Origin of the sequence: Variovorax sp. YR750 (assembly GCF_900109805.1) — a bacterium.
In the GTDB taxonomy this organism is placed as follows: domain Bacteria; phylum Pseudomonadota; class Gammaproteobacteria; order Burkholderiales; family Burkholderiaceae_C; genus Variovorax; species Variovorax gossypii.
This window is the reverse complement of sequence record NZ_FOBJ01000028.1, coordinates 1-22,492: the sequence shown is the minus strand read 5'-3', so window position 1 is coordinate 22,492 and position 22,492 is coordinate 1. Positions and strand designations below refer to the sequence as shown.

The window sequence follows — 22,492 nt, the reverse complement described above, 5'->3', positions numbered from 1 at the left end:
CTCAGGGTGCCGCCGCGGCGACGTCGTCGCGCCTGAAAAGCGCTGTCGCGGTCCGCTTCACCAGCAGGTAGAACAGCGGCACGAAGAAGATCCCCAGCGCAGTCGCGGCCAGCACTCCGCCGAAGACGCCAGTGCCGATGGCCACCTGGCTCGCCGAACCCGCGCCGGTGGCCAGCGCCAGCGGCACCACGCCGGCCAGGAAGGCCAGCGAGGTCATCAGGATCGGTCGCAGCCGAAGGCGCGCGCCTTCGGCCACCGCATCGAGCAACGGCACGCCACGGCGCAGCGCAGCTTCAGCGAACTCGATGATGAGGATCGCGTTCTTCGCCGACAGCCCGATGGTCGCCAGCAGACCGACCTGGAAGTAGATGTCGTTCGACAACCCGCGCAGCGACGCGGCGATCACCGCGCCGAGCACGCCCAGCGGGATCACCAGCATCACCGAGAACGGCACAGACCAGCTCTCGTACAGTGCGGCCAGGCACAGGAACACGACGAGGATCGACAGTGCGAACAGCAGCGGTGCCTGCCCGCCCGAGAGCCGCTCCTGGTACGAGAGGCCGCTCCATGCGTGGCCAGTGCCGCGCTGCTTCTTCGCGATGCTTTCCACCGCCGCCATCGCCGTGCCCGAGCTCGTGCCATGCGAGGCCGCGCCCTGGATCTGCACGGCCGGCAGGCCGTTGTAGCGCTCCAGCTGGGGCGCGCCCTGCGACCAGCGCGTGGTGGCGAAGGCCGAGAACGGCGTCATCGCGCCGGTGGCGCCGCGCACGAACCACTGGCGGATGTCGTCCGGGTCGGAGCGGTAGGGCGCGTCGGCCTGCACGTACACGCGCTTGACGCGGCCGCGGTCGATGAAGTCGTTGACGTAGCTGCCGCCCCAGGCGATGCCCAGCGTGGTATTCACGTCGTCCAGCGACAGCCGCAGCGCCGAGGCCTTGAGCTGGTCGATGTCCACCTGCAGCTGCGGCGTGCCGGCCACGCCGTTGGCGCGCACGGACTGCAGGCGCTGGTCTTTCTTCGCGTCGCGCACGAGCGACTCGCGCGCCTGCACCAGCCGCTCGGCGCCCATGCCCGAGGTGTCCTGCAGCCAGAACTCGAAGCCGTTGGATTCACCCAGCCCCTCGATCGGCGGCGGCACCATGCCGTAGACCTCGGCGTCGCGCTGCTGCTTCGAAAGCACTGTGCCCGCGCGCTCGACGATGGCCTGCGCGCGCTTGTCCGCGTGCCTGCGCTCCGACCAGTCCTTGAGCGAGACGAAGGCCATGCCCATGTTCTGCCCCGAGCCGCCGTAGCTCCAGCCCGAGAGCGTGAAGATGGTGTCTGTCGTGTCCTTCTCGGTTTCCAGGAAGTGCTTCTCGACCATGCGGTTCACGGCGTCGGTGCGGCTGCTCGTCGAGCCGGCCGGCAGCGTGAGCTGCACCATCACGCTGCCCTGGTCTTCCTCGGGCAGGAAGCCTCCGGGCAGGCTCAGGTACAGCGCGCCCATGCCGGCCACGATGGCCGCGTACACGGCCGTGAAGCGCAGCGGCTTGCGCAGGATGCGGCCCAGCAGGCCCACATAGCGGCCCTGTGCCGCGTCGAAGCGACGATTGAAGGCGCCGAGAAAGCCGCGCGTGCGCGGCGTGTCGCCGGCCTTCAGGAAGCGCGCGCACAGCGCCGGGATCAGCACGATGGCCACCACCACCGACAGCACCATCGACGCGATGATCGTCACCGAGAACTGCCGGTAGATCACGCCCACCGAGCCGCCGAAGAAGGCCATCGGCAGGAACACCGCCGACACCACCACCGCGATGCCGACCAGCGCGCCGGTGATTTCCTTCATCGACTTGATGGTGGCCGCCTTGGGGTCGAGTCCTTCCTCGTGCATCACGCGCTCGACGTTCTCCACCACCACGATGGCGTCGTCCACCAGCAGGCCGATGGCCAGCACCATGCCGAAGAGCGTGAGCACGTTGATCGAGTAGCCGAATGCCGCGAGCACGCCGAAGGTGCCCAGCAGCACCACCGGCACGGTGATGGCCGGAATGACCGTGGCGCGCCAGTTCTGCAGGAACAGGTACATCACGACCACCACCAGCGCGATGGCCTCCAGCAGCGTCTTGATGACCGACTTGATCGAGATCTTCACGAAGCGCGTGGTGTCTTCCGCGTAGGCCACGCGCAGGCCGGCCGGCAGCGAGGGCTCCATCTCGGCGATGCGGGCCTTCACCGCGCTGGCGGTGGTCAGCGCGTTCGAGCCCGGCGCCAGCATGATGGCCGCGCCGGCGGCGGGGTGTCCGTTCAGGCGCGTGGTCTCGGCGTACGACTCGCTGCCCATTTCCACGCGCGCCACGTCGCCCAGGCGCACCACGGCGCCGTCGGACTGCGTCTTCAGCACGATGTCGCGGAACTGCGCGGGCGTTTGCAGCCGCGACAGCGCCGTCACGGTGGCGTTGAGCTGTTGCTTCGCGGGCGATGGCCGCGCGCCGATCTCGCCGACCGACACCTGCGTGTTCTGCGCGGCGATGGCGGCGGTCACGTCCGAGGGCATCAGCTGGTAGCTCGCGAGCCGGTGCGGGTCGAGCCAGATGCGCATCGCGTACGCTGCGCCGAAGGCCTGCACCGAGCCCACGCCGTCGACGCGGCTGATGGGGTCGCGCATGTTACTGGCCATCCAGTCGGCCACGTCGGTGTCGGTGCGGCGCCCGGTCTCGTCGTAGAGCGCGACGATCATCAGGAAGTTGTTCTGCGACTTCGCGACCGTCACGCCCTGCTGCTGCACCGCCTGCGGCAGGCGGCTGGTGGCCTGGCTGACCTTGTTCTGCACCTGCACCTGCGCCGTGTCGGGGTTGATGCCCTGGCGGAAGGTGACGCTGATCTCTGCCCAGCCGGCCGAGCTGCTGGTCGACTTGAAGTACAGCAGGCCGTCGATGCCCTTGAGCTGCTGCTCGATGACCTGCGTGACGCTGCTTTCCACCGCCTGCGCCGAGGCGCCGGGGTAGTTGGCGGAGACGACGACGGTGGGCGGCGCGATGTCCGGGTACTGCGACACCGGCAGCGTGCGGATGGCCACGCCGCCGGCCAGCATGATCAGGATGGCGATGACCCATGCGAAGACGGGTCGCTGTATGAAGAAATTGGCGATCACTGGAGTTGTCTCAATCTGCCGAGGAAGGTGCCGCCGCGGTCGACACCGGCACCGGCTTCACCTTGTCGCCGGGGTGGGCGCGCTGCAGGCCGTCGACCACGAGCCGGTCGCCTTCGCGCAGCCCGTTCGTCACGACCCACTGGTCGCCCGCCGCGCTGCGCACTTCGAGCGCGCGCAGCTCGACCTTGTCGCCCGCGCCGACCACCAGCGCGGTGGGTTCGCCCTTCTCGTTGCGCGACACGCCGCGCTGCGGCGCGAGCACGGCCTGCCGCTCCACGCCGGACTCCACCTGCGCGCGCACGTACATGCCGGGCAGCAGCAGCCCTTGCGGGTTGGGGAATTCCGCACGCAGCGTGACCGAGCCGGTGGCGGCGTCGACGGCCACCTCGGTGAACTTCAGCGTGCCGGCGTGCGGGTAGGGCAGGCCGTCTTCCATGCGCAGGCTCACGCGCGTGCTGGCGGGCGCCATGTCGCCCGAGATGAAGCGGCGCTTGAGCCGCGTGAGCTCGAGGCTGGACTGCACGACGTCGACGTAGATCGGGTCGATGCGCTGGATGGTCGCGAGCGCCGTGGCCTGGCCCGGCGCCACCAGCGCGCCCTCGGTCACGCTGGAGCGGCCGATGCGGCCCGAGATGGGCGCCTCGATGCGCGTGAACTCGAGGTTGATGCGCGCGGCCTTCAGCGCCGCCTTCGCGGCCTTCACGCCGGCCTCGGCCTGCACGAGCGCGGCCTGGGCCTCCTCGTGCTCCTGCCTGCTCACCGCGTTGGCCTTCACCAGTTCGCCGAAGCGCTCCGACTTGCCGCGCAGGCTCGCGATGCTGGCCTGGGCCGTGGCGAGCGCGGCCTGCGCCTGCTCGTGCGCCGCCTCGAAGGGGCCGGGCTCGATCTCGTACAGCACCTGGCCCGCGCGGACCATGCTGCCTTCCTCGAACAGTCGCTTGCGCACGATGCCGTTGACCTGCGGCCGGACCTCGGACACGCGGAAGGCGGCCGTGCGGCCCGAGAGCTCGGTGCGCACGGGCACGTCGCCCGCGTGCAGCGCCATCACGCCGACTTCGGGCGGTGCCGCTTCGGTGTCGGAGGTCTGCCTGGCGCCGCAAGCGGCGAGGGCGAGCAGGGAAAGAGGGAACAGGAGCTTGAAAGTCATGGCTGTCCGGGAACGCGATGCGGCGCGAGCCGGAGTCGCCCGGGTCGCGCATGCTTGATGTTTTGCACTGTTATGGTGCATTGTGCCTGCCGTGCTGCGTTGCAACATGAAGGATTCCTGAGGCTTCCGAGGGATAAGAACCAACGAAAAAGCCCACGCAGGCAGGCGCCCGCCGCCACGTCGATCCGTGACGGCGGGCCCTGCCGCGTGGGCCGGTCGGCTGGCTGGCTCGGAGCTAGCTGGCGCTTTGCTGGCGCCGTCCCAGTGCGAACACCGAGTTCGGCGCATCGACGACGAAAGGCTTGCGCGTGGCTGGCTGGCCGGCCGGCGTACGCCGGGTCTCGGTCCGCACCGCGGCCTGTACGCCCTTTGCCTTCTGTTCGTCGACAAGGCTTTGCAGCGAGATCGACTTGAGGAACTCGACCGCCCGCAGGTTCACGGTGGCCCAGAGCTCGTCGATTTCGCAGCGGCCCGTTTCGCCCGGCGCGTCGGCATCGCGCCGGTGGGTGGTTTCGGCATCGTGTTCCTCGATCGAGAGGACGATGTCGGCCACGGAAATCTCGGCAGCCTTGCGGCTCAGGGAATATCCGCCGCCGGGGCCCCGGGTCGATTCGACCAGGCTGGCGCGCCGCAACTTGCCGAACAGCAGTTCCAGGTACGACAGCGACACGCGCTGGCGCAGGCTGATCGAAGCCAGGGTGACGGGGCCCGAACGGCCGTGCAGGGCGATGTCGATCATCGCGGTGACCGCGAAGCGGCCCTTGGTGGTGAGACGCATGGGATGTTTTCCTTCCTTCGTGGGGAATTACTCGTCCCGGCCGCCGGCGATGCCCAGCAGGGCCAGCAGCGACTGGAAGACGTTGTAGATGCTGAGATACACACCCAGCGTGGCGGAGATGTAGTTGGTCTCCAGGCCGTCCTTCACGCGCTTGAGGTCGTGCAGGATGAAGGCCGAGAAGATGCCGATGGCCAGGACCGACAGCGTCATCATCAGCGCGCTCGACTTCAGGAAGAAGTTGGCGATGCCGGCCACCAGCAGCAGGATGGCGCCGATGAAGAGCCACTTGCCCATGCCCGACAGGTCGCGCTTGATGACCGACGACAGCGTCGCCATGCCGAAGAAGATCGCGCCGGTGCCGGCGAACGCCGTCATCACCAGGCTGGCGCCGTTGGCCAGGCCGAGCACGGTGCCGACCAGGCGAGACAGCATCAGGCCCATGAAGAAGGTGAAGGCCAGCAGCACCGGCACGCCGGCTGCCGACTCCTTGGTCTTCTCGATGGCGTACATGAAGCCGAAGGCGCCGCCGAGGAAGACCATCAGGCCGATGCCCGGCGACATGGCGCGCGAGAAGCCGGTGGAGACGCCGATCCAGGCGCCGAGCACGGTGGGCACCATCGACAGCGCGAGCAGCCAGTAGGTGTTGCGCAGGACGCGGTTGCGCTCCTGCGGCGAGGCGATCGGGAGATCGATGCTGTCGTGATAGGCGGTAGGGCTGTTGTTCATTTTGTGTTGGTTCCTTGAGCTGGACCTGTGCCGGCTGCGTGGCGCGAAATCGCGCACGCGAAATGGCACAGGGCCGTGAATGAGATGCGGGGTAGCGGTTGCGAGACGGGCGCCGCAGGTGGCGGACGGCCCGGATCGCACATGGGGAGCCGTGGCGGCTCCCGGTCGCGCAGGCTTTTCGGGCCTAGGCGACGAAGGAAGCGGCGCGGGGTGGCCGCTTGGGTCGCGCCAGGAACGGCGAGACGATGGTGGTCAGGCCGAGTTTCGGCGGCTGTTCCGTGAAGCGCAGCAGCGCGGGCGCACCGTTGCGGGCGTCGACCAGTTCGGCGTGTTCGGAGCCGGCTTCGTCGATGGAGAGGGTGTCATCCGATGCCTTGTCGGCATCGCCCGCCAACGCCGCGGCGTCGGAGGAGGCGGTGAAGGCGACGCTGACGACCAGCATCTGGGTGGCTTGAGCGGCCTGCGGGTCAGCGTGCGAATGGGCGGAATGGCCGGCACCCATCATGTTGTGGGCAAGCACGGCGAAGCCGTAGCAGGACAACATGATTGCGAGGACGGTAGCGGCAAACCAGCGGGACATGTAGGGGTATTTTAGCCGCCGCGCATGACGAAGTTCGCGGCGGCGTTTTCAACCGACCTGATCGCACGGATGTTCCGTTCCTCAGGCCGGCGCGGTCGTGGTTTCGCTGCCTTCGGACTGCAGCCATTCCCGTGCGTGGGTGCGCAGGGCGTCTATCTGCAGCCATATCAGACCGAGTTCGGTATGGAAAGTTCGCGCCTGCGGGTCGCCGGCGCTCCCGCTTTCACCTCCGTCGGCAGCGGCCTGCGCCAGCGCGGCGCGTGCAGCCGACTCCGCCTCCGCACCGTCCGTTACATCCACCGCGCCCTTTTCCAGCCCGGCCGCCAGCGCCTCGAGTGCCGCGATCGCCCCTTCGGCCGACGCATGCAGCACCGCCATCTGCGCCGAATCGGGCAGCGCCGCGCGGTGGGCACCCAGCGCCGACAGATAACTCAGCAGCGTGTGCGAGCGGATCAGGAAGCGCAGCGCCACCCCCGCGCGCGGCCGCACGTAGCCCGGCTCGCGGAACATGTCCGACACGGCGGTCGACAGTGCAGCGTCCGCGTTGTGGTCGTTGCGCCGCGCCAGCCGGTAGTCGAGGTGGTCGCGGGCGCCGGTGCGGTACTGCACGACGATCTGCCGCAGGTAGCCTGCATGGCCGCGCATCGCGGCGGCGGCCAGCTCGTTGATGCGCCGCGCCTGCCAGTGCGGCAGCACGAGCAGCACGGCCAGCCCGGCGATGGCGCTGCCGATGGCGGTGTCGACCAGCCTCGGCACCAGCAGCACGCCGCTGTCGCCGACCTGGTTGAAGCACATCAGCACCAGCAGCGTCATCGACGCGGTGGCCAGCAGGTAGCGCGTGGTGCGGGTCGCGAAGAACAGCACCCCGGCCACCACCGCGAGCACCGACTGCACCAGCGGCTGCGGAAAGAGTTGCAGCAGCGCCCAGCCCGCCACCACGCCCAGCGCTGTGCCGGCAATGCGCTGCCCCATGCGCGCGATGGTGTCGCCATAGCTCTGCTGGCAGACGAAGAGCGTGGTCAGCAGGATCCAGTAGCCTTGCGCCGGATGGATGGCCTGCATCACGCCATAGCCCGCCACCAGCGCGATCGACAGCCGCAGCGCATGACGGAAGAGCGGCGAGCGCACGGTGAGCTGGCGCCGCACGCGCTCGACCGCGTCGCGCCACGAGCGCGGCGAACGGTCGAACAGGCCCATCTCCGTGCGGCCCGCGCGTGCCGAAGGCTGGCTGGCGCCCGCGAGCTGGCCGTCGAGCAGCGCGAGGTTGCGCGCCAGCGCTTCCACGGAAGCCAGCAGGGCGAGCCGCGCAGGGGTATCGGCCCGAGCGCGCTCGTGCTCGATGGCGCTGCGCAGGTCGGCCAGCGCCTGCACGGTTTCCGGGCCCACCTCGAAGGGTTCGCGCCGCGCGACCGACTCGGCCAGCCGCTGGCAGGCCAGCCCCTGCAGGCCCAGCACGCGCTGACAGCGGTAGAGCAGGTCGCTGTGGAAGAAGGCGTCGGCCAGCGCGTTGTAGTCGTCGTGCGAGGAGCTGGCGCGCTCGTGCACGTCCTGCGCGATCAGGTACAGCCCCCGGTAGCGCGAGATGCGCCCGGTCGGCGCCCGCGCGCCGATGCGACGGAAGATGCTTTCCTTGGCTGCGTTGAGTTCGGTCACCACTTCCGCGTTGAGCTGCGCGAGCGCGAGCCGCTTGCGCTCGATGTCGATGCCGCGCAGCGGCTCGAAGAGCGACGCCTTGAAGCGCACGTAGTTGCCCAGCACCGTGAATAGCGTCACCAGCCGCGCCTGCACCGGCTGCGCCGGAAAGGCCGCGCACCACAGCACCGAGAAAACGCCGTACCAGGCCGCGCCGGCCACCAGCAGCAGCGGCTCCCGTCCGCGATGCGCCACGCCATGCGCGCCCATGTTCTCGATGCCGAGCGTGGCGTACATCGCGAGGATCAGCGTCGCATAGGCGATCGCCTTGTACCGCGCCTCCACCGCGCCGAGCATCGTGAGGCAGAAGGCCGAGAGCGCCAGGCCGGCGATGAACAGCAGCGGCATGCCGAAGGCCGCCTCCACCGCGAAGGCGATGGCAGCGAAGCAGCCCAGCGTGACCAGCTGCGCGCGCAGCCGCCCGCGCCAGCTGTCGTCGGTTTCGGCGAGCGCGCTGGCGATGGCGCCGAGGAACAGGGGAATCACCGCGTCGGGATGGCCGGTCCAGGCGCAAGTCGCCATGAGACTGCCGAGCGTGAGGAGGATGCGCACGGGCTGCGCGCGAGAAGCGAATGACCGCAGCTGCTGGCGCAACGCGTCCGGAGACAGGGGAAGCATGATGGGCCGATCTTGCACGATGCATGCCACGGCCGCGCGGCACCGGCTCGAAGATTCGTCTCTTCTTTCTGTCTCTCTACCTGCTCATCTGCGCGGGCTGCGAAGGAAGCCGTGGCGTGCCGCGATCCAGCGGACTTCGTCTTCGCCGGCCGCGTGGTCCGCGGACAAGCCCGCGAACAGCATCCCGTCCTCGACCAGCAGGAACCGGCGCGATTGCGCATCGCCGTCGCCCGGCAGCACGCGCAGCGTGGCCTCACCGAGTTCGATCCGCTCGCCCGGCGCGGGGAGCACGGCGGAGGCATCGGCCCAGATGTCGCGCAGGGCTTCTTCCGCGTGGCCATGCGTCGACAGCAGCCATCGCACACGCCCCGGCGCCGCCGCGACGAGCGCCTCGATGTGCGCGGGGCTCGCGGGTAACGCGTCGATCAACGCCCAGTCGCCGCCCGACGTGCCCACGAAGTAGCTGTGCACCAGCGCGCCCGAGGCATCGCCCGCTTCACCCGTGACCCGCAGCACCCGGGCCGAGAGCCGCATCGCCAGCCCGGCCTCGTGCGCGTAGCGCCCGCCGCCCTGGCCGTCGGGGTCGACATGGCCGACTTCCTCGTATGCGGGTTCCTCCATGTTCACCGGCCGCCGTCCTTTGGGGCCGTCCGCCAGCCGGGGCATGACGCGCGGAATGTGCTTGAGGTCGCGCGCGTGCGTAATGAGCCCGGCCACGCTGTCGAACTGCGCAAGGCCCTCGAGGATGCGCCGCGTCACGTTCATCAGCTTGAGTCCGCGCGCCGGCGCCACGGCCTCGGAGGGGCGCAGCCACATGTGCTCGACCGTCTCGCGGCCGTCCGGACGCACGCTCTGCACCTCGGGCATCGTCGCGAGAAAGAAGCGCGTGTCGAAGCGCCGCGGCATGCCCGGCGGCGTGAGCCAGTGCGAGAAGTACGCGAGCCGGTCGGTCGCGAGCTTCCAGCCGTTCCGCCTGCACAGCGAGAGCAGGGCATCGGTGCCTTGCTCCGCCGCCTGGCGCATGGCCGCGAGCTGCGCGGGCGGCAGATCGTCCAGAGCCACGATCTGGCCGGCGGCGTCGGTCGCGAACAGCACGCCGGCTTCCTCGAAGCATTCGCGGATCGCGGCCGCGTAGTAGTCGAGGCCGCCCTCGGACAGGCCCAGGCGCGCGCTTGCGGCACCGTCGTCGAGGCCGCTGCAGCTTTCGTGCAGGCCCCGGTCGTGCGCGTCGATCACTCCGCCCGGAAACACGCTGGCGCCGCTGTTCTGGTCGTCGGCCTTCTCGGCCCGCCGCAGCATCAGCACCTCGAGGCCGTCGCTTCCGTCGCGCAGGACGATGAGGGTGGCCGCCATCCGCACGGGGCGCGGCGAAGCGGGCAGGGACGAGGCATCCGGTGATCTGGCGGTCATGCCCGCATTGTCGCGCCGGCCGCTGCTGCCAAGGTGACAGCGCAAGGGCCCCGCTGTCGCGCGGAAGACCGTGCGAAACGCGGCGCGCGACTTACCGTCAAGGCACACATACACATCGACTCTTGCTGAAGGACGCACCATGCATTTTGAATTCACGCCCCGGGTGATCGCGCTGCGCGAGGAACTGCTCCGGTTCATGGACGAGTACGTCTATCCGAACGAGAAGCGCCACGAGGAGGAGCTGGCCGCCAACGCCCGCGCCGGCCGCCCCTACGCCGAGCTGCCGATGATGGCTGGCCTGAAGGCCAAGGCGCGCGAGCGCGGGCTGTGGAACCTGTTCCTGCCCGAGTCGGAGCACGGACCCGGCCTGAGCAACGTCGAGTACGCGCCGCTGTGCGAGATCATGGGGCGGCGCTACTGGAGCTCCGAGATCTTCAACTGCTCCGCGCCCGACACCGGCAACATGGAAGTGCTGGCGCGCTACGGCACCAAGGCGCAGCAGGAGCGCTGGCTGAAGCCGCTGCTGGCCGGCGAGATCCGCTCCTCCTTCGCAATGACCGAGCCCGAGGTGGCATCGAGCGACGCCACCAACATCCGCTGCAGCATCCGCCGCGAGGGCGACGAGTACGTCATCAACGGCCGCAAGTGGTACATCACCGGCGCGATGAACGAGCGTTGCGAGATCTTCGTGCTGATGGGCAAGACCGACCCCGACAACGCAGACCGCCACAAGCAGCAGTCGATGATCCTCGTGCCCAAGAACACGCCCGGCGTGACCATCGTGCGCGACATGGCGCTGCTCGGCGTGTACGACCCGCCCTTCGGCCATCCCGAGATCGTGTTCGAGAACGTGCGCGTGCCGGTCGAGAACATCCTGCTCGGCGAAGGCCGCGGCTTCGAGATCGCGCAGGGCCGCCTCGGGCCGGGCCGCATCCACCACTGCATGCGCGCCATCGGCATGGCAGAGGCCGCGCTGGAGATGATGTGCCAGCGCCTGGTGTCGCGCACCGCCTTCCACAAGCCGCTGTCGGAGCAGGGCGTGTGGCGCGAGCGCATCGCCGAGTCGCGCATGCTCATCGAGCAGTCGCGCTGGATGGTGCTCAACGCCGCCTACCGCATGGACACCGTGGGCAACAAGGTCGCCGCGAAGGAGATCGCGATGATCAAGGTGCTCACGCCCAACAACTGCGTGAAGGTGGTCGACTGGGCCATGCAGGCCTTCGGCGCGATGGGCCTGAGCCAGGACACGCTGCTCACGCACTTCTACGCCTACGAGCGGCACCTGCGCGTGGCCGACGGTCCCGACGAGGTGCACCGCAACGCGATCGCCAAGCAGGAGCTGGCGGCGTACCAGTAGGAAGGAAAGAAGGAAGAAGGCGAGCGCCGCGCCGGTCAGTCGCGCACTTCCAGCGTCAACGACACCTCGGCCGCGCCTCCGCGCGGCAGCGACGCGACGCCGACGGTCGTTCGGGCCGGCAGCGGTGCCTCGGCAAATACCTGCCGCAGCAGGGCCGAGGCCGCGTCCATCACCTTCGCGTGCTCCGCGAAATCGCCGCCGGTCCGGAGATACCCGTTCAGCGTGACGACGCGGGCGACGCGCGAGAGGCTGCCCAGTTCCTCCCGCGCGGCGCGCAGCAGAGCGGCAACGGCGGCCACCGCCGCGCGCTGGCCGTGCGCCACGTCGTCCGGCCCCCGCAGCGGCCCGGCAATGACTTCGCCGTTCTCGCGCCCGACAACGCCGCTCGAATGCCACAGGTTGCCGGCCTTCGAGAAGGTGGCGTAGGTTCCGGAAGGACTGGCACGCGCAGCTTCCGGCGGGCAGAGCACTTCCAGGCGCAGATCCTCCGGTGGCTCCTCGCAGCATTCACCGCCGACCCGGCAGCCTTCCTGCGCCATCGCTTCCGACGGCAAGCCTACATGAATGGCGGAAGGCGAACCCATGGCTTCGCCCTGTCGCACCGTCACCGTGAGTGCGTCCCCGCCGACCAGGCCCAGGCGGCGCAAGCCCCATGCGAGTGCCGCCGCGGCGATGCCCGTGGCCGCATCTTCGGGATAGCCGGAGGATTTCGGAAACTGCCGTGCGCTGACCGCGCAGCCCTCGCCCTGCGACATCGCGTACGGATACAGGCCGGTCGAGCCCAGCCGCTCGCACAGCGACTCGACACGCGCGAAGTCCACGCGCAGGCCGTGCAGCTGCTGCGCGTCCGCCAGTCGCACCAGCGTCTTCACGCGGCTGGTCGCGGCGTTGAGCACGGGCCCCACGATGCGCGCCGCATCGATGCCCAGGCACTGTGCGATTTCGTCGACCAGGGCCTGCTGCGTCACTTCCTCGACCACCGCGCGCGGCTGGCTGATCCGTACCGTGCCGTCGACGCGCTGGCCCGTCACGGTGCCGCTCAGCGTCTGGATGGCGATCGGCGAGCCGTCCCATTCGCCGCGCCGGTGCAGCAGCCAGAGCGCACCGACGGTGGCGTGGCCGCACATCTCCATTTCGTGGTTGGGCACGAAGTAGCGCATGCGCAGGGCATGCGCGGGCGTTTCGGGCTTGAGCACGAAGACCGATTCATGCCCGCTGCGCCGCGTGTATTCCTGCATCTGCGCGGTCGAGAGCGCGTCGGCATCGAGCCATACCGGCGCGGGATTGCCGCCGGTCCCGGGGTCGGCCCCCACGAAGACGCGGATGTTGTGGGCGTGCGGAAGGTGGGTCGTCGTCATCTTCATTCGGCCTTTGCATTCACCGAGCGTGCGATGCCGCCCCAGAGCTGGATGTCGCTGCGTATCTGTGCCTGGAACGCATCGGGCGGCACGGTCCACGGCGTCACGCCCTTGGACTGCATGTCGGCGCGAAGGGCCGCATCGCGCATGGCCGCGTCGAGCGCCGCGCGCAGTCGCTGCACCACCGGCTGCGGTGTGGCCGCCGGCGCCATCAGGCCATACCAGAGCTGCGGCCTGAAGCCCTTGATGCCGGCCTGCTCGAAGGTAGGCAGGCCCTCGAAGCCGGCCAAGGGCTCGCTGATTGCCAGCGCCCGCATGCGGCCGCCGCGCACCTGCGCGAGCAGCGAAGGCGGGTTGTCGAACAGCGCCTGGATCTGGCCCGCCATCAGGTCGGCCTGCGCGGGGGCCGCGCCGCGGTAGGGCACATGGGTCATCTCGATGCCGGTGCGCTGCTTGAAGAGCTCGCCCGCCAGATGGCTCAGGCTGCCGTTGCCGATGCTGCCGTAGTTGAGCGCCTGCGGATGGGCCTTGGCGTAGTCGACCAAGCCCTTCACGTCGCGCGCCGCCAGCGAGGGCGTCACCACCAGCACGAAGGGCGTGGTGCCGATGGTGCCTATGGGCACGAGGTCCTTGACCGGGTCGTAGGGCAGCTTGGGGTACACCGCGTCGGCGGAGGCGATGGTCGAGGTGGTGGCGGCCACCAGCGTGTAGCCGTCGGGGTTCGCCTTCGCGCCGAAGCCGGTGCCCACGGTGCCGCCGGCGCCGGAGCGGTTGTCGATGATCACCGACACGCCGAGGGCGGTCTGCAGCCGCTGCTGCACCGAGCGGAAGATCACGTCCGTGCCGCCGCCGGCGGGGAAGGGTACGATGATCGTCACCGGCTTGGCCGGATAGGCCGTTTCCGGCGCCGACCACGAGGCGGCGGGGCCGTACAGGATGCCGGCGGCTGCCAGCCCGATGAGCGCGCGGCGGCGCAGTGCTTGGGGTTTCATGTTTCTTGCTTGCGGGAGTGGTGTTTCCCGATTCTGTTGAGCGTGCGCGAACGCGCGCGGCCGATTGCGACATGCACGAGTTCAATTGCGACAAGGAGTGGCCATGCACCTGACGAACACCCGCATACCGGCGCCGCGCCAGTCGCTGTTCGTCGAGCGCCTGTCGCACCACGCCACCATGGTCGCGAACGCGCGCGAGCGCTATGCCACCGACACCCACGTGCACGACTGCGACATGCTCTTCGTGCCGCTGGCGGGACGCTTCAGCGTCAGCGATGCGCAGGGCGGCGCGCAGACCCTGGGCCCGGGGCACTTCCTCTGGTTCGCCGCCGGCAGCGCGCATTCGACCACCACGCTCACGGCGGGGCAGACGCACGTCGCGGTCTATGTGGACCCCGGGCTGTGGGCGACCGCGCTGCAGGCGCAGGGCGTTTCGGCTCCATTGCAGGGCATGCGCGCGGGCAGCACGGCGCTGCGTGCGCTGTCGCAGCGGATGTTCGAGTCGGCGAAGGCCGGCACCGCGGAGAACTACGCGCTGTGCGGCGCGCTCGTCATGGAGGCGGCGCGGCTTGGCGGCAATCCGCTGTCGGACGGTGATCCCACCTCGGCACTGCTGGTGGCCGAACTGCTCGCGGAGGCCATCGAAGCCGATCTTTCACAGCCGCTGTCGCTGGAGGCCTTCGCGCAGCAGCACCGTCTTTCGCGCCGGCAGGTGGAGCGCGTCTTCCGCGCGAAGCACGGCGTGTCGCCGCTGGCCTACCTGCAGCGCAGGAGGCTGGAGCGCGCGGAGTATCTGCTCAGGAACACGTGCGATTCGGTGCTTTCCATCGCGCTGCAGGTGGGCTGGGAGTCGGGCTCGTACCTGTCCCGGATGCTGGAGAAGACCTGGGCGAAGACCGCCACGCAGATCCGCGCCTCGGGTCTCGCCGGCAGCGGCGACTAGGGCCTGTTCACACTATTTCCAGGGTTGTGTTGGCGCTCCTGGCGTGTGCGCATGCACACGCGTCGTCGCGCGCCTTGATTGGCCCGCCCTGGCTGCCCTTCGCGACCCCGGAAATAGTGTGAACAGGCCCTAGCCCGCCGGCGCCTCCCACGCGAAGCCCACGCCATACACGGACCGTATCCAGTCATGCTCCGGCGTTACGGCGCCGAGCTTGCGGCGCAGGTTCTTCACATGGCTGTCGATGGCGCGTTCCGTCACGTCGACCGTGTCGTCGTAGGCCAGCTCGAGCAGTCGGGCGCGCGAGAAGATGCGGCCCGGGTGCCGCGAGAGCACCTGCAGCAGCCCGAACTCGCGCCGCGTGAGGTTCAGCGGCGTGCCTTCGAGCGATGCGCGCCAGTGCACGTCGTCCAGCACCAGCCCCGGTGCGTCGTTCTGCGAGCCCGAGCCCTGCGCCAGGCCCGGCGCTGTGCGGCGCAGCACCGCGCGAACGCGCGCCACCAGCTCGCGCGGCGAGAAGGGCTTGCACACGTAGTCGTCGGCGCCGAGTTCCAGGCCCAGCAGCCGGTCGACCTCCTCGATGCGCGCGGTCAGCATGATGATCGGGTGCGTCGTGTGCTCGCGCGCGCGGCGCAGCACCTCGATGCCGTCGAGCCGCGGCAGCATGATGTCCAGCAGAGTGAGGTCGGGCGGCGTCGCGACGATGCTTTCGAGCGCGCTCTGCCCGTCGATGAAGTGCTCGGTTTCGTAGCCCGCGTGGCGCAGGTAGTCCTGCACCACCGAGGCGATGTCGGTTTCGTCTTCGACGATGACGATGCGTGTCATGACGTTGCTGCCAGTGGAAGGGTGAGGGTCAGGCGCAGGCCGCCCAGGGGCGAGGCCGACGCGTCGATGGTGCCGCCGTGCGCCTCGATGGTCGCGCGGCAGATGGAAAGGCCCAGCCCCGAGCCGCCGAGTTCGCGGCTGCGCGAGGTCTCGCCGCGGAACAGCCGGTCGAAGAGGCGAGGCAGCTCGGCCTCGGGCACGCCCGGCGCGCTGTCGTCGAACACCAGCGTGATGCGGTTGCCGGTCCACGCGCCATCGACCAGGACATCGATGTGCAACTCGCCGCCCTGGTCGGTGTAGGCCAGCGTGTTCTCCAGCAGGTTCATGAAGACCTGGTGCAGCCGGTGCGCGTCGCCCTCGACGGCGGGTTGCGCCGATGCCCCGATGCGGTCGATGGCGCGGCGGTCCACCGTGATGCCGCGCGCGGCGAAGCGGTCGCGGGTGTGGTCGAGCGCCTCCTTCAGCAGCGACAGCGGAAACACTGTGGCCGTGAGCAGGTCGTTCTGCGGCTCGCGCATGCTGCTTCGCAGGTCGTCGACCAGCTGGCCCAGGCGGATCACCTGCCGGTGCAGCCGCAGGGCGGTGCGTTCGTCGAAGGTGCGCACGCCGTCCTGCAGCGCCTCGATTTCCGCGCGCATGGCGGCCAGCGGCGTGCGCAGCTCGTGGGCCGCGTCGGCCAGCCAGGCGCGGCGCGAGGCTTCCATGGTGTCGAGCCGTTGCGCCATGTCGTTGAAGGTGCGGCCCAGCAGCGCCAGCTCGTCCGAGCCCTGCACCGCGACGCGGGTGGAAAGCCGGCCGCGCGCCACGTCCTGCGCGGCCTGGGTGAGCTCGTCGATGGGCCTGAACCAGCGGCGCGCCAGCAGCCACGAGAGCACCAGCGCGAAGCCGAGGCCGCACAGGCCGGTGAGCACGATCACGCCGGACTGCCGCGCGACGAAGGCCCGGTCGGCTTCGCTCTCGAGGCCCTGCAGCGGCGTCAGCGCCAGGTAGCCGATGACGGTGCGGTCGCGGCGGATCGGCGTGCGCGCGGCGTTCGCGAGGTCGACCTCGGCGCCCACCACGCGCGAGCCGTGCGCGTCGAGCAGGGCCAGCCGCTGGAAGATGGAGTCCGGCATGTCGCGCGGATCGCGGAAGAACCACGGCGGCGGCACGGTCGGCAGCCGGCGCGGCGTCAGCTCGAGCTGGGGCGACGACAGACCCGAATCCGAAGGCGGCGGGGGCGGCGGCCTGCCGCCGTCGGCGCCTTCGCCACCACCACCTCCATCAGGGGGAGGATTCCCGCGCATGGTGCGGTACTCGTACCAGGGCGGCAGCCGCCGTTCGTCGCCATTGCCGTTGCTGCCGGCGGTGTCGAGCGCGGCGGCCATCCGGCCCATCTGCAGGCGGCGCCAGGCGTCGTCGTTGTTGTGCAGGCCCTTCCAGTCGCCGTTGGTGGCGTAGTACTTCTGCAGCTGCTGCGCGAGCCAGTCCATGCGCCGGATCTCGATCTCGGCCACGTAGGAGCCCAGGCCGCGTTGCAGCGCGATGATCGACAGGCCCGCGAAACTGATCAGCAGCACGATCAACAGCGCGGCCAGCGCCAGGAAGATCTTTCTGGAAAGGGTCAGGTGAGGCATGGGCTCGGGGGAGGCATTGCCGCATTCTGCGGCATGCATGGCGGACGGGCGAGGGGAGGCAGGGTGGGTCGACAGCCGATCATCGCGGCCGAATGTGGAGGAATCTGGGAGAAATGTTCTCCATCATTTCTCCCCGATCGGGCTGCACGATGCGTCCCATGACTCCGCACATGGACCTGCCGCTGTCGCTGCTGCTGGCGATCACGGTGTTTTTCTGGCTGCTCGCCCAGGCCTGGACACTGATCGTCTTCTGGGCGGAGAGCCGGGCCACGCGGCCCTCCCCGCCCGATGCGGCGGAAGAAGAAAAACGCAATCCATGACGACTCTTCCCGAATCCCAGGCGCCCATCGGGCGCCGCGGCCTGCTGGCCGCTCTCGGCGCGGCCGGCCTCTCGGCCGCCGCGAGCCCGGCACCCGCTGCCGCGCGCCAGCTGCCGCTTACCGCGCAGACCACCGAAGGGCCCTACTACCTCGACCTTGCCCTGGAGCGTTCGGACATCACCGAAGGACTCGACGGCGTGCCGCTGGAGGTGCGCTTCACCGTGCGCGACGCGGCGGGCCGTCCGCTGCCGAAGCTGCGCGTGGACCTCTGGCACTGCGACGCGCAGGGCCGCTACTCGGGCTTCGGCGAGCAGGGCGACGACCGCGCGCTCTCCTTCGAGGGCAAGACCTTCCTGCGCGGCAGCCAGCGCACCGACCGCGAGGGCGCGGTCTTCTTCCGCAGCGTGTATCCGGGCTGGTACGCGGGGCGCACCACGCACATCCATTTCAAGGTGATCAACGGCGCCCGTGCGGTGCTCACCTCGCAGTTCTTTCTGCCCGATGCGCTCAGCGAGTTCCTCTACACGCAGGTCTCGCCCTATCAGCGCTCGCGGCTGCGCGACACGCTGAACAGCGCCGACGGCATCGCACTGAAGGCCGGAGCCACGGTGCTCGGCTCGGTGCGCGAGGAGCGCCAGCGTTATGTCGCCACGCTCGCGCTGGTGGTCGACCCGGCGGCGAGCCCGGCGATCGACCGGCCGCCGCGTCCCGGCGGTCCGCCGCACGCGGGGATGCCTCCCGGAGGCATGCCGCCCGACGGCCTGCGCATGCCGCGTCCGCGCTCGCCGGAGGGCGCGGCGCGCATACGCGCGATCGTGCCGCCGCGCGCCGAAGGCTGAGTGCCTGGCCTCTTTCAGGCCGGCCGCTCCGCGAAGCTGAAGCCCACGCCGTAGACCGAGCGGATCCACTCGTGCGAAGGCACGGCGGCCGCCAGCTTCTTGCGCAGGTTCTTGATGTGGCCGTCCACGGCGCGCTCATTGACGTCGAAGGCTTCCGGAAACGCCGCCTCGAGCAGCTTGGAGCGCGTGAACACCCGGCCCGGGTCGCGCGACAGCGCCCGCAGCAGCAGCAGTTCGCGGCGCGTCAGCGTCAGCGCCTGCCCTTCCAGGCAGGCATTGCCGCGCGGATCGTCGAAGCGCACCGCCGTCGAGGGCCTGGCGACGCTGTCGCGCCACTGCGAGTGCCGGCGCAGCACCGTCTGGATGCGCGCCACCACCTCGCGCGGCGAGAAGGGCTTGCAGACATAGTCGTCGGCACCCATGTCCAGCGCCAGCAGGCGGTCGGCCTCGTGGCTGCGCCCCGTCAGCATGATGATCGGGTGGTTGCAGTGCGATCGCACCTTCTCCAGCACCCGGATGCCGTCGATGCGCGGCGGCACCACGTCCAGCAGGGTGAGCGCCGGGGGCTCGCCCAGGATGCGCTCCAGCGCGGCCTCGCCGTCGCCGATGCGCTCGATCTCATGGCCCGCGCCGAGCAGGTGGCCCAGCAGCAGCGAGGCGCTGTCGTGGCGTTCGTCCTCCACCAGCAGGATTCGACCCATGGCCAGGACTCCTTGCGCTCAGAACGAGGTTCCGATCTGGAACTGGAAGCGCTGCGTGCGGTCGGCCGCGATGTTGTTGGCCGTGTCTTCCTTCTGGTAGATCAGCGGCACCGCGTAGGCCAGCCGCAGCGGCCCCAGCGGCGAGATCCAGCTGATGCCGATGCCGGTGGAGGCACGGATGCGGTTCTGCGCCTTCCATTGAGCATCCGTCATGCCGGCCGTGCGATCGGCGAACACGTTGCCCGCGTCGAAGAAGGTGTACAGCCGCAGCGTCTTGTCGTTGCCCGCGCCCGGGAAGGGCGTGCTGAACTCCATGTTGAAGATCGCCTTGCGCGTGCCGCCGAGCGCGCCTTCGGTGACCGAGTCCTTCGGGCCCAGCGAGTTCTGCTCGAAGCCGCGGATCGAGCCCAGGCCGCCGGCGTAGAAGTTCTTGAAGATCGGATAGGTGCTGTCGCCCAGCGCGCGCGCATAGCCGAGCTGGCCGTTGATGGCCAGCGTGTACTGCTTCGACAGCGGGAAGTACTGCTGGTACTGGTAGTTGGTCTTCAGGTAGCGCAGCTCGCTGCCCACGCCCATCTCGAGGTTGGCGCTCTGCAGGCGGCCGCGCGTGGGCACCAGCGCGCTGTCGCGGTCGTCGCGCGACCAGCCCAGCGTGGCGGGGATGGCGATCATGCTCGACTTGGCGCAGCTCACGCTCGGGGCGGTGCCCGTGCACTTGAAGTAGTCGAGGTACGCCTGCGGCGTGGCGGTGTACACGTACGAGCCGTCGACCAGCGTGTAGGTGCCGTTGGTGCCGGGCGTGAACGACCAGCGCTCCAGCCCGATGCCCAGGAACACCGTGTCCTGCTCGCCCACCGGGAAGCCGAAGCGCACGGAGCCGCCGTCGCTCGCGAGCTTGTAGTTGCCGTCGGCCTCGTAGTAGGGCCGCGTGGTGGTGTGGAACACGTTCAGCGTGCGCGAGATGCCGTCCTTGGTGAAGTACGGGTCGGTCGCCGTGAGCGAGATGGTGCGGTTGTACGAACTGGTGTTCACGCTCAGGCCGAGGTAGTTGCCGCTGCCGAACACGTTCTCCTGCGTGATGCCGAAGGTCAGAGAGACCTTGTCGGTGGAGGAGTAGCCCGCGCCCAGCTGCAGCGAGCCGGTGGGCTTCTCGGTCACGTTCACGGCCAGGTCGACCTGGTCGGGCGAGCCGGGCACGTCGACGGTATCGACGTTCACGTCGGTGAAGAAGCCCAGGCGGTCGACGCGGTCGCGCGAGGCGCGGATCTTGTTGCCGTCGTACCAGGCGCCCTCGTACTGGCGGAACTCGCGGCGGATCACTTCGTCGCGCGTCCTGGAGTTGCCGCCGATGTTGATGCGCCGCACGTAGGCGCGGCGCGAAGCCTCGGCCTTCAGAACCAGCGTCACGCGATTGTTCGCGCGGTCTATCTCCGGGTCGGCCTTCACGCGCGCGAAGGCGTAGCCGAAGGTGCCGAAGTAGTCGGTGAAGGCCTTGGTGGTGGCGGCCACGTCCTCGCCGTTGTAGGGGCGCCCGGGGCGGATGGTCACCAGCGTCTTGAACTCGTCCTCGTGGCCCATGTAGTCGCCCGCGAGCTTCACGCCGGCCACCACGAACTTCTCGCCTTCCGTGATGTTGATCGTGAGGGTCAGGGTCTGGCGGTCGGGTGAGATGGCGACCTGCGTCGAGTCGATGCGGAACTCCAGGTAGCCGCGCGTGATGTAGTAAGAGCGCAGCGTCTCCAGGTCGCCGTTGAACTTGGTGCGCGAGTACTGGTTGGACTTGGTGTACCAGTCGAGCCAGCCGCCCGTGTCCTGGTCGAACAGGTCGAGCAGCGTGCTCTCGCTGAAGGCCTTGTTGCCGATCACGTGCACTTCCTTGATGCGCGCGGGCTCGCCCTCGGTCACCGTGAAGGTCAGGTTCACGCGGTTCTTCTCCAGCGGCGTGACGGTGGTGATGACCTGCGCGTTGTAGAGGCTGCGGCTGATGTACTGCCGCTTGAGCTCCTGCTCGGCACGGTCGGCAAGCGCCTTGTCGTAGGCCTGCCCGTCGGCCAGCCCGATCTCGCGCAGCGCCTTCTGCAGCGCGGCCTTGTCGAATTCCTTGGTTCCCACGAAGTCGACGTCGGCGATGGTGGGGCGCTCTTCCACCACCACCACCAGCACGTTGCCGTTCACGTCGATGCGCACGTCCTTGAAGAGGCCGAGCTTGAACAGCTCGCGGATGGCGGCGCTGCCGCGTTCGTCGCTGTAGGTGTCGCCGGCTCGCAGGCCCATGGTGGCGAAGACGGTGCCGGCTTCGACGCGCTGAAGGCCTTCGAGCCGGATGTCCCTGATGGTGAACGGATCGAATGCCCAGGCGGGAGAAGCGGCGATGGAGGCAAGCAGCACGGCTGCAGCTGCGAGTGACTTGGGAAACTGCATCGCCGCATGGTTCCCGCCAATGTCGGAGAAATTTGGGACTTTTCCCCGCCCGCCCCGGAGTGCTCGGGGTCTTTACCTCGGCTTTGCCTTACTGCAACCCCATTGCGTTCGGCGCGGACCATGCCGGCATCGCGACGGCTTCCGGCACCTGGCCGCTTCTTTCGCGGCAGTTGCGCAGGTGGTCGTCGATCGTCAGGTCGCCCTGTATCTCGAGCAGGCGCTCCACGGTGCGGTCGACGGCCCTGTCGTCCAGCAGCGGGTAGTTGCGCGCGAGGCGGCCGTTGTTGCGCACCAGGCGCGCGATGTAGGGCAGGTCCTGCTGCGTGATCACGGCTGCAGGCATCACGCCCTCGAGCTCGATGCCCTCGCAGGGCAGCAGCACGAAGTACTGCAGCCGCAGCTCGTCGGAAAGCAGGGCGCGCAGCTGCGAGGTCTTGCGTCCGCCCTGCCATGCGGGGTCTTTCACCTCGCGCGCGCTCTTGCCCCCGTGCAGCCGCAGGAACCAGCGCGGCGGGGACTGGTCCGACTTCTTGCGGTAGACGAAGGCGTTGCGCCAGGCCTTGATCTCGAAGAGGTAGACGCCGGTCTCGCACACCAGCACCGCGTCGATGCGCGCGGTGGGCACCGTGTGGCCCTCGGGCATCGGGATGATGAGGTTGCGAAGAATGCGCAGGTACGAAAAGGTGGGGCTGAACGCGTTGGCGAGCTGCTGCACACCCAGCGAGGTGGCGGTAGTGCTTGGCGGCAAGGCGATGGTCATGGAGAGCTCCTTCGATCGCAGGAGCATCGCGCCGCTTTTGGGAGACTTCTTGAACGAGGTGTTTCCTTCGGTCGATGGCGACGGTTTGCGTGCAAACAACAGTTCTCGCAAAGCAATGGTCAACCACAAGATTCCTCCGAATTTGAACGGGACCATGCGTGTCGGCTGCTCGATGGAGAGCCGCTGCAACTGGAGAACCCTGAATGAAGAAAACCCTCACGGCATTCGCTGCCCTGGCCGTCTGCGGCCTGGCTTCTGCCCAATCGTCAGTCACGTTGTTCG

Annotated in this window: 19 protein-coding genes; 5 read left to right on the top strand and 14 right to left on the bottom strand. The window is 69.2% G+C overall.

Annotated features, from left to right (window positions below):
* Position 1: 1 nt before the first annotated feature.
* The 7 genes from BMY35_RS36300 to BMY35_RS36270 all read right to left on the bottom strand — a co-directional run bounded on the left by BMY35_RS36300 (position 2) and on the right by BMY35_RS36270 (position 10,081).
* The gene (locus BMY35_RS36300; RefSeq protein ID WP_177213797.1) at positions 2-3,127 is read right to left on the bottom strand and encodes an efflux RND transporter permease subunit; all 3,126 of its coding nucleotides are present in this window, start codon (positions 3,125-3,127) and stop codon (positions 2-4) included.
* A gap of 13 nt (positions 3,128-3,140) precedes the next feature.
* The gene (locus tag BMY35_RS36295; protein ID WP_093209787.1) at positions 3,141-4,277 is read right to left on the bottom strand and encodes an efflux RND transporter periplasmic adaptor subunit; all 1,137 of its coding nucleotides are present in this window, start codon (positions 4,275-4,277) and stop codon (positions 3,141-3,143) included.
* Positions 4,278-4,512: 235 nt separating this feature from the next.
* Positions 4,513-5,055 carry an Rrf2 family transcriptional regulator gene (locus tag BMY35_RS36290; RefSeq protein ID WP_093209786.1) on the bottom strand — a complete coding sequence of 181 codons (543 nt, stop codon included), beginning with the start codon at positions 5,053-5,055 and terminating at the stop codon, positions 4,513-4,515.
* Positions 5,056-5,082: 27 nt separating this feature from the next.
* Positions 5,083-5,781, bottom strand: a complete 699-nt coding sequence (locus BMY35_RS36285) for a Bax inhibitor-1/YccA family protein (protein ID WP_093209784.1) — start codon at positions 5,779-5,781, stop codon at positions 5,083-5,085.
* Positions 5,782-5,965: 184 nt separating this feature from the next.
* Positions 5,966-6,361: a hypothetical protein gene (locus BMY35_RS36280; RefSeq protein ID WP_256230612.1), complete on the bottom strand. Its 396-nt coding sequence runs from the start codon at positions 6,359-6,361 to the stop codon at positions 5,966-5,968.
* A gap of 81 nt (positions 6,362-6,442) precedes the next feature.
* Positions 6,443-8,671: a YccS family putative transporter gene (gene yccS, locus BMY35_RS36275; protein ID WP_093209831.1), complete on the bottom strand. Its 2,229-nt coding sequence runs from the start codon at positions 8,669-8,671 to the stop codon at positions 6,443-6,445.
* An 84-nt stretch (positions 8,672-8,755) separates the two neighbouring features.
* Positions 8,756-10,081, bottom strand: a complete 1,326-nt coding sequence (locus tag BMY35_RS36270) for an NUDIX domain-containing protein (RefSeq protein ID WP_093209781.1) — start codon at positions 10,079-10,081, stop codon at positions 8,756-8,758.
* Positions 10,082-10,220: 139 nt separating this feature from the next.
* Here BMY35_RS36270 and BMY35_RS36265 point away from each other — a divergent pair, with 139 nt between their 5' ends.
* Positions 10,221-11,438 (top strand): acyl-CoA dehydrogenase family protein, encoded by a 1,218-nt coding sequence (locus BMY35_RS36265; RefSeq protein ID WP_093209779.1) that lies wholly within the window; start codon positions 10,221-10,223, stop codon positions 11,436-11,438.
* A 35-nt stretch (positions 11,439-11,473) separates the two neighbouring features.
* Here the strand turns inward: BMY35_RS36265 and BMY35_RS36260 are convergent, their stop codons facing one another.
* Both BMY35_RS36260 and BMY35_RS36255 read right to left on the bottom strand, forming a co-directional pair.
* Positions 11,474-12,796, bottom strand: a complete 1,323-nt coding sequence (locus tag BMY35_RS36260; protein WP_177213793.1) for a PhzF family phenazine biosynthesis isomerase — start codon at positions 12,794-12,796, stop codon at positions 11,474-11,476.
* 2 nt (positions 12,797-12,798) lie between these two features.
* On the bottom strand, positions 12,799-13,788 hold the full coding sequence (locus BMY35_RS36255) for a Bug family tripartite tricarboxylate transporter substrate binding protein (protein WP_093209778.1): 990 nt from the start codon (positions 13,786-13,788) through the stop codon (positions 12,799-12,801).
* Positions 13,789-13,891: 103 nt separating this feature from the next.
* On the opposite strand from BMY35_RS36255, the gene BMY35_RS36250 reads away from it, so the two are divergent.
* On the top strand, positions 13,892-14,731 hold the full coding sequence (locus tag BMY35_RS36250; protein ID WP_093209776.1) for an AraC family transcriptional regulator: 840 nt from the start codon (positions 13,892-13,894) through the stop codon (positions 14,729-14,731).
* A gap of 129 nt (positions 14,732-14,860) precedes the next feature.
* Here the strand turns inward: BMY35_RS36250 and BMY35_RS36245 are convergent, their stop codons facing one another.
* Positions 14,861-15,553: a response regulator gene (locus BMY35_RS36245; RefSeq protein ID WP_093209775.1), complete on the bottom strand. Its 693-nt coding sequence runs from the start codon at positions 15,551-15,553 to the stop codon at positions 14,861-14,863.
* Positions 15,550-17,169 (bottom strand): ATP-binding protein, encoded by a 1,620-nt coding sequence (locus tag BMY35_RS36240; RefSeq protein ID WP_093209773.1) that lies wholly within the window; start codon positions 17,167-17,169, stop codon positions 15,550-15,552. The genes BMY35_RS36245 and BMY35_RS36240 overlap by 4 nt, the downstream gene beginning before the upstream one ends.
* A 170-nt stretch (positions 17,170-17,339) precedes the next feature.
* Here BMY35_RS36240 and BMY35_RS36235 point away from each other — a divergent pair, with 170 nt between their 5' ends.
* A complete protein-coding gene (locus BMY35_RS36235) occupies positions 17,340-17,489 on the top strand; it encodes a hypothetical protein (RefSeq protein WP_256230607.1) in 150 nt (49 codons plus the stop codon).
* A complete protein-coding gene (locus BMY35_RS36230; protein ID WP_093209770.1) occupies positions 17,486-18,328 on the top strand; it encodes an intradiol ring-cleavage dioxygenase in 843 nt (280 codons plus the stop codon). Before BMY35_RS36235 ends, BMY35_RS36230 begins: the two co-directional genes overlap by 4 nt.
* A gap of 14 nt (positions 18,329-18,342) precedes the next feature.
* On the opposite strand, the gene BMY35_RS36225 is transcribed toward BMY35_RS36230, so the two are convergent.
* The 3 genes from BMY35_RS36225 to BMY35_RS36215 all read right to left on the bottom strand — a co-directional run bounded on the left by BMY35_RS36225 (position 18,343) and on the right by BMY35_RS36215 (position 22,210).
* Positions 18,343-19,029 carry a winged helix-turn-helix domain-containing protein gene (locus tag BMY35_RS36225; protein ID WP_093209769.1) on the bottom strand — a complete coding sequence of 229 codons (687 nt, stop codon included), beginning with the start codon at positions 19,027-19,029 and terminating at the stop codon, positions 18,343-18,345.
* 18 nt (positions 19,030-19,047) lie between these two features.
* A complete protein-coding gene (bamA, locus tag BMY35_RS36220) occupies positions 19,048-21,450 on the bottom strand; it encodes an outer membrane protein assembly factor BamA (RefSeq protein WP_093209767.1) in 2,403 nt (800 codons plus the stop codon).
* Positions 21,451-21,538: 88 nt separating this feature from the next.
* A complete protein-coding gene (locus tag BMY35_RS36215; RefSeq protein WP_093209829.1) occupies positions 21,539-22,210 on the bottom strand; it encodes a nuclease-related domain-containing protein in 672 nt (223 codons plus the stop codon).
* Between BMY35_RS36215 and BMY35_RS38645 the strand changes: the two genes are divergently transcribed.
* A partial coding sequence (locus BMY35_RS38645) for a hypothetical protein (protein WP_218153043.1) occupies positions 22,209-22,492 on the top strand: 284 nt, incomplete at its 3' end. The genes BMY35_RS36215 and BMY35_RS38645 overlap by 2 nt on opposite strands.